The 7,400-nt window shown below is 73.1% G+C and carries 6 protein-coding genes; 3 read left to right on the plus strand and 3 right to left on the minus strand.

From position 1 onward, the window contains the following. Positions 1 to 330, plus strand: a 330-nt coding sequence (locus FF041_RS11125) for a peptidase inhibitor family I36 protein (protein WP_194291991.1), incomplete at its 5' end; no start/stop codon positions are given. Between the two features lie 95 nt (positions 331 to 425). Here FF041_RS11125 and purH read toward each other — a convergent pair. Next, complete coding sequence (gene purH, locus FF041_RS11130) at positions 426 to 2,021, minus strand: bifunctional phosphoribosylaminoimidazolecarboxamide formyltransferase/IMP cyclohydrolase (protein ID WP_407698136.1); 1,596 nt, start codon at positions 2,019 to 2,021, stop codon at positions 426 to 428. Further along, a complete protein-coding gene (gene purN, locus FF041_RS11135) occupies positions 2,011 to 2,652 on the minus strand; it encodes a phosphoribosylglycinamide formyltransferase (RefSeq protein WP_323371377.1) in 642 nt (213 codons plus the stop codon). The genes purH and purN overlap by 11 nt, the downstream gene beginning before the upstream one ends. A 268-nt stretch (positions 2,653 to 2,920) precedes the next feature. Between purN and FF041_RS11140 the strand changes: the two genes are divergently transcribed. Continuing rightward, positions 2,921 to 3,733, plus strand: a complete 813-nt coding sequence (locus tag FF041_RS11140; RefSeq protein ID WP_153522568.1) for a hypothetical protein — start codon at positions 2,921 to 2,923, stop codon at positions 3,731 to 3,733. On the opposite strand, the gene FF041_RS11145 is transcribed toward FF041_RS11140, so the two are convergent. Next, entirely contained in the window at positions 3,723 to 5,708 is a 1,986-nt protein-coding gene (locus tag FF041_RS11145; protein ID WP_194291992.1) for a cell division protein PerM, read from the minus strand. The genes FF041_RS11140 and FF041_RS11145 overlap by 11 nt on opposite strands. 116 nt (positions 5,709 to 5,824) lie before the next feature. Here FF041_RS11145 and FF041_RS11150 point away from each other — a divergent pair, with 116 nt between their 5' ends. Further along, positions 5,825 to 7,387, plus strand: coding sequence for a sigma factor-like helix-turn-helix DNA-binding protein (locus FF041_RS11150; RefSeq protein ID WP_153522570.1), 1,563 nt, complete (start codon positions 5,825 to 5,827; stop codon positions 7,385 to 7,387). The last annotated feature ends 13 nt before the right edge of the window (positions 7,388 to 7,400 follow it).

Consider the following 7,400-nt stretch of genomic DNA (forward strand, 5'->3'; position numbering starts at 1 on the left):
CGCGGCACGCCGTCGGCGGATGTGCTCGGCTACGACCGGTGTGCCATCGGCCTGGTCTGCTTCTTCAGCGAGCCGGACGGCGAGGGGGAGATGTGCGCCTGGTACGGCGACGAGCAGGACTGGGTCTCCGGCCGCGCCGTCTGCGAGTGGGGCCGTAAGTCGGCGCCGAAGTCGGTCGTCAACAACGGCTATGCGGACCATCTGCCCGACGCCGGGTACTACGCGAGAAGCGGTTTCAAGGAGCCGCTGGGCTGTCTGCGGCCCACCGAGCGGCGGAATCTGGAGAGCGAGGTGCTGATCCGCTCGGTGAAGTGGCTGCCGGACTGCTGACGCCATCGCCCCGGTATGCCCGGTATACCGGGGGTGCACTGCTCCACCGGATCGCCCTCAGCCAGTGCGGGCGGTCCGGTGGAGAAGCCGTGCGATCAGTGGAAGAAGTGGCGCGTGCCCGTGAAGTACATGGTCACGCCCGCCTTCTTCGCCGCCTCGACGACCAGCTCGTCACGGACCGAGCCGCCCGGCTGGACGACCGCCTTGACTCCGGCGGCGGTGAGGATCTCCAGCCCGTCCGGGAACGGGAAGAAGGCGTCCGACGCGGCGTACGCCCCCCGCGCCCGCTCCTCACCCGCGCGCTCCACGGCGAGCTTCGCGGAGTCGACCCGGTTGACCTGGCCCATGCCGACGCCGACCGACGCCCCGTCCTTCGCGAGCAGGATCGCGTTGGACTTCACCGCGCGGCAGGCCCGCCAGGCGAAGGCGAGTTCAGCCAGCTCATCGGCGCTCAGCGCGTCCCCGGTGGCCAGCGTCCAGCTCGCCGGGTCGTCGCCCGGCGCCTGGAGCCGGTCGGTGACCTGGATCAGCGCACCGCCGTCGATCAGATTGGCCTCGACCGGGGCCGAGGGAGCGTCGGGGCAGCGCAGCACCCGGATGTTCTTCTTCCGGGCGAGCACCTCGACCGCGCCGTCCTCGTACGCCGGGGCGACGATCACCTCGGTGAAGATCTCCGCGACCTGCTCGGCCATCGCGACGGAGACCGGGCGGTTGACGGCGATCACGCCGCCGAACGCGGAGAGCGGGTCGCAGGCGTGCGCCTTGCGGTGCGCCTCGGCGACATCCGCGCCGATCGCGATCCCGCACGGGTTGGCGTGCTTGATGATCGCCACGCACGGCTCGGTGTGGTCGTACGCGGCACGGCGCGCGGCGTCCGTGTCCGTGTAGTTGTTGTACGACATCTCCTTGCCGTGGAGCTGCTCGGCCTCGGCGAGTCCACCGCCGCCGCTGACGTACAGCGCGGCGTCCTGGTGCGGGTTCTCGCCGTAGCGCAGCACCCGCGACCGCTGGTAGGTGACGCCCGCGAAGTCGGGGAAGGCCGTCTCGTCGGGGGCGTACGACGAGGCGAACCAGGAGGCCACGGCCACGTCGTAGGCGGCGGTGTGCTGGAACGCCTCGGCGGCGAGCCGCTTGCGGGCGGCCAGGTCGAAGCCGCCGGACCCGACGGCGTCGAGCACGGCGCCGTACTGCTCGGGGCTGGTGACGACCGCCACGGACGGATGGTTCTTGGCCGCGGCGCGGACCATCGAGGGGCCGCCGATGTCGATCTGCTCGACGCACTCGTCCGGGGAGGCGCCGGAGGCGACCGTCTCCCGGAAGGGGTAGAGATTGACGATCACCAGATCGAACGGCTCGACGCCGAGCTCCGCGAGCTGCTCGCGGTGGGAGTCCAGCCGCAGATCGGCGAGGATTCCCGCGTGCACCCTCGGGTGCAGGGTCTTGACCCGGCCGTCCAGGCACTCGGGGAAGCCGGTCAGCTCCTCGACCTTGGTGACCGGCACCCCGGCCGCGGCGATCCGCCCGGCGGTCGAGCCGGTGGAGACCAGTTCCACGCCCGCCTGGTGCAGCCCCCGGGCGAGATCCTCCAGTCCCGTCTTGTCATACACGCTGACCAGCGCTCGCCGGATGGCCCGCCTCTCGGCCCCGGTGGCCTCGGCGGCCACAGCGGTCTCAGTGGCGTCAACAGTCACGGGAAACTACCTTTCGTCCCTCAATGCGATAGCCGTTACGGGCCAGACGCCCCACGACCTCGACGAGCAGCGTTCGCTCGACTTGCTTGATCCGCTCATGCAGAGCGGCTTCATCGTCTCCGTCCAGGACCTCGACCACGCTCTGGGCGATGACCGGGCCGGTGTCGACGCCTTCGTCGACGAAGTGGACGGTGCACCCGGTGACCTTGGCTCCGTACGCGAGCGCGTCACGCACTCCGTGGGCACCGGGGAAACTGGGCAGCAGGGCGGGGTGGGTGTTGATGTACCGCCCGCCGAAACGGGCGAGGAACTCCTTGCCCACGATCTTCATAAAGCCGGCCGAGACGACGATGTCCGGCTCGTACGCCGCGGTGGCCTCGGCCAGCGCGCGGTCCCAGGCGTCACGCGAGCCGTAGTCCTTCACCCGGCAGACAAATGTCGGCAATCCGGCGCGCTCGGCGCGCTCCAGACCGACGATGCCGCTCCGGTCGGCTCCGACGGCGACCACCCGGGCCCCGAGCCCCTCGGGGTCGGCGGCGACGGCGTCGAGCAGCGCCTGGAGGTTGGTGCCGGAACCGGAGACCAGGACGACCAGGCGTACGGGGCGGTCGGAGGGGGGCGGGAAGGCCACAGCGGCTCTCTTTCCGAGTTCCGTGCGCGGGTACGGAAGCGGGCGAAATTTGTATGGTCGTACGAAGGGATCGCTGTCCCCCATACGGGGAACCCTACGAAGACGCCGACCGTCAGCAACGATACCGGCACACCAGACGGCCCCCACGGGACGGGGGCGTGGGCGGGAGGTAGCGTCAGGGGACACCAACCGTCCCTGTGCCGGACACATGGACACCACGACACAAGGCCCTTGCAGCCACGGGGTCTGAGGGGAAGACGTTCACCAGATGCGGGACCGACGCCGCCGTACGGACCTCCTGTTGCCGCGGGAGCGCCAGTCCACCGACGACAACAACCCCTTCGCGCCGCCGCCGGAGGGACGGCCGGACCAGCCCTGGCAGCCTCGGCAGCCGTCGAACGGCGATCCTTCCGACCAGTCGGGCTCCTCCGACTCCTCCGGGTCCGCTGGCTCCTCCGGGTCCGCTGGCTCCTCGGGTTCCTCCGGTTCCTCCTCCGGGTCGTCGGACGAGCGGGGCGGACGGGGCGGCTGGGGCAGCCAGTGGAGCAGCCGCCAGCCGGGCCGCTCCTCGGGCGGCGGCTTCGGCGGACGCCCGGGGCCGAACTCTCCGAACGGCGGCCAGCAGGGGCCCGGCGGCACTCCCCCGGGGCTGCGCTGGGACCCGACCGACCCGGCCCAGCGGCGGGCGCGGTACGCACTGCTCTCGGGCATGTGGGCGTTCTTCTTCGCGATCTTCGACTTCACCGAGATCGCGCTGCTGCTGGGCGCGCTGGCGCTGTACTGGGCGATCAGCTCGCTGCGGGCGAAGGGCGGGCGCGCGGGCGGCGATCCGACGGCCGCGCCCGCGAGCGGTACGGGCGGCGGCGCACCGGCGGCGGGCCGCTCCCAGCGGACGGCCGCGGTGACCGGTCTGGTGATGGGCGGCATCGCGCTGCTGATCGTGACGGCGGCGTTCGCCGCTCAGCTGATCTACCGCGACTTCTACACCTGTGAGCGGGACGCGCTGACGAAGGAAGGCCAGATCTCCTGCAACCAGAAGCTTCCGGAGCCGTTGCGGGAGTATCTCGGCGTCAGCGAGTAGCGGAGCCGTTCGCCGGGTCGGGGTCTGACTCCGGGTCGGGGTCCGAGCCGGAGTCGGGGTCCGAGCCGGAGCGGGGGCCGGAGTCGAGGTCCGAGCCGGAGCGGGGGCCGGAGTCGAGGCCGGTGCCGTCCGCCGCCTTTCCCTCCGCCGTGTACAGCCCGGGGGCCTCCGGCCAGGGGCTGGCGGGGGCGGCCCAGGGCCGGTCGGCGAGGACCGGGCGGCCGGGGACGGATGAGCCGGGTCCCGGCTCGGGCTCGGGCTTCCGTTCCTCCGGCTCGGATTCCGGCCGTGCCTCGGAGCCGTGTGCGCCTCTGCCATGCACCGGACACTCCGGATGCTCCGGGGGCTCGACGCCGTCCGGAGCGGCGACCCGGCGAGCCCCGAGGGAGCCGGGGAGACCTGGAGCCAGGACCTCGGGGCCCGCGGCTTCAGGACTCGCGGCTTCAGGGCCTGGAGCCTCAGGACCCGCTGCCTCAGGGATCCGGTCCTCGCGGGCCGTCCCCGTCTCCGTCCCCGTCGCCGCCAAGCCCGTCGCGGACGGGTGCTCCGGCAGAAAGTCGTACCTCCCGGACACTCCGTCCGCCCCTGGTCCGATCGGCGGCACGGATCCGGCCGCGGACTCCGGCCGGACGGCCCCGGACGGCCGCTCCCGCTGCCGTCTCGGCGCCCCCATCCCCATCCCGGCGCCCCTCCCCGTACCGGTCAACACCCGCCAGACGCGCACCACGACCGCCGCCGGGACCGCGATCACCGCCGACCAGCAGAGCGCCGCCGCGCCCGTCGTCCACCACACCGGACCGAACGCCACCAGCCGCTCCGTGCCCATCGCCCCGCCCGCGACACCCGCCGCCAGGGCCATCAGCACCCCGCAGCCGATCGCGCCGAGCAGTGCGGCGTACGCGGTCTCCCGGATGCCCCACGCCGTCTCCCGGTCTCCGTAACGAGGCGCGGCGGACGCCACCGTGAACGCCGCGATCACCAGCGCCGCGATCACCGGAACCACCGCGCACGCCCAGTTCAGCGGTGTCCCGGGCCCCTCCGCCGGAATCGCGGCGATCAGCGGGAAGTACGGCAGGGCGGGGTCGCCGGTCACCGCCAGGGGCGCGGCGACCGCGCCCGTACCGACCGTGAAACCGGGCCCCAGCCCGTACGCGGCCCCCCATACCGACGCGTTGGGGACGAGGGTGATCCCCAGCAGCAGCACCGCGAGCCGCCCAGCCCAGCCGTCGGCGAGATGCAGAAACGCGTCCTGGGTGGCGTCCGCGTGCCACACCAGCGCCGAAGCGACCAGCAGCGCACCGCCGCCGAGCAGCACCAGCGTGCCCGCGACGGCCGATCGCAGCGCCACCGTCACCCGGCTGCGGGCCAGCCACACCCGCATGGACGCGGGCAGCCACCCCGGCAGCGGCCCACTCGGACGGCCCCTGGCCGTCCACACTCCCGCCAGCGCGGCGACCACGGTCACCAGCGGCAGATGCACCAGCGCGCTCAGCGGGTTCGCGGCGGGCGAACCGGCCGTCGCATAGAGCGTGGCCACCGCGCCGACCAGCAGATATCCCAGACTCACCGCGCATACCGCGCCGGCGGGCGAAGGGGTCGGCCGCCGCCCGTCCGCGTCCGGCAGCAGCCCGTCCCGCGCGGCCCGGTGGATCAGCGTCACCGGCAGCACCGTGAGCAGCAGCGGTACGACACCGACCGGAGCGGGCTGCCCGGAGAGGGTCTCCGGGCGTACGAGTTCGGTGCCATGAGCCAGCAGCCAGAGCCCGGCGGCGACATGAAGCGCCCCGCTGGGGCCGCTGTCCGGGTACGGAGAGCTGATCCACACCACCATCACGAGAACGGCGAACACACCGAGCCCCAGGCCGGCGGCGGTCGCCCCGCGCACAAGACACGCGACCAGAGCGGCTCTCCGGCCGCCCTGCACCAGGACCGGAGTCGGTGAGTACGAAGGGCCGTGATCGGTCGTCTGGGTCACGCGGCCATGCTGCCAACGACACGCGCTCTATCCATGTAACGGGCGAATAGCCGTTGTGTCGCTCAAGATACGTTTATGTACTTTTACGCCGAGTGCAGCGCTTCGGGGAGCCCTTGATGACCCAGAGCACGACCCACTCCGCCTCCCGCCCCCCGCTGCCCTCTCCCAAGGAACGGCGCAAGCTGCGTGAGGCGAAGTCGATGAGCGAAAAGGAGGTCGCGGCGGCGCTCGGCGTCACCAAGGCGACCGTCCGCGCATGGGAGATGGGCCGCAGCGATCCACGGGGCCGCAGACGCGAGGCATATGTGAAGCTGCTGGGGTACGCGGGCCCTGATCCCGATGCCCCGGCGGCGCAGTCGGCCGCTCAGCCGGCCGCTACGGCCGCTACGGCCGCTACGGCCGAAGAAGCCGGGGCGGCCCCAGAGCCCGAACCGTCCGCGACCGGGGCCGGGACCGGGATCGGGATCGCGTCGGAGGTCGTGGGCGGTCCGGTGGAGGCGGCTCCGGAGACGATCGCCGCACAGCCGGAACTCGAAACCGCAACCGAAACCGAGGCCGGGGCCGGGGCCGGGGCCGGAGTCCATATGGGGGCCGGAGTCCATATGGAAGAGAAGACGGCGGCCAGGTCCATCGGTCTCAAGATCCCTGAGAAGAGCAGGCAACCGCACTCGACCACCCGGCCCGCCCCCGCCGCCAAACGCGCGTCCCGACCCGCCCCGCCACACCCGCCGAAGACGGCGCCCCCCGTCGTACACCCCGCTCACCAGCACGAACGGGTAGACGCCCCACCAGAGGATCCGGCCGACCAGCCGCCGCAACAGCAGCAAGAACGGGACCGGCAGCGGGGTGAGCCGCCGGACCCGCCCCCGCCGGACGACGGGCCGACCCCCGCCGAGGCATTCGACGCCCTCTACGGCCACGCGGCCCCGTCCCTCGTACGCCAGTCCTATCTGCTCACCGGGCGGCAGCGGCTCTCCCATGAGTCCGTCGAGCGGGCCTTCCACCTCGCCTGGCAGCACTGGCCCGAGGTGGCCCGCGACCGGGACCCGGTGGGATGGGTGCGGGCCGCGGCGTACGAGTTCGCCATGTCTCCCTGGCAGCGGCTGCGCCCCGCGCACCGGAACGCCGACGCGCCGCCGCTGGACCCGGACCGGCGCGCTCTGCTCGACGCGCTGCTGGAGCTGCCGCCCGCCTACCGCCGCACGCTGATCCTCTACGACGGTCTGGGGCTCGATCTGCCCGAGACCGCGGCCGAGACCGAGGCGAGCACCCCGGCCGCGGCCAGCCGGGTGCTGCACGCGCGTGAGTCGATCGCGGGGCGGCTGCCGGGGCTCGACACCCCCGAGGCCCTCCACCAGCAGCTCATCGCCCTGGCGGACGCCTGCCCCCCGCCTCAGCCCGCGCCCGCCCAATCCGTACGGGAGGGCAGCGAGCGCCGGGTCTGGTTCTGGACGCGGACCGCGCTCACCGTGACCGCGCTGATCATCAGCGCGACGGGCTTCACCCTGGCCACCGCGCCACGGCAGTACGAACCGGCGGTCGCCCCCGGGCAGCGGGTCGAGGGCGTCCCGGCGCACGCCGGACCTCAGCCGCTGACGGAGCGCGGCAGGAAGCTGCGCGACCGGCTGTTCTCCGAACCGGCCCACGGCCCGGAACGTCTGGTCCCCCGGATCCCCTGACCCCCCCCCCCCC

It is taken from the genome of Streptomyces jumonjinensis (assembly GCF_009600885.1).
In the GTDB taxonomy this organism is placed as follows: domain Bacteria; phylum Actinomycetota; class Actinomycetes; order Streptomycetales; family Streptomycetaceae; genus Streptomyces; species Streptomyces jumonjinensis.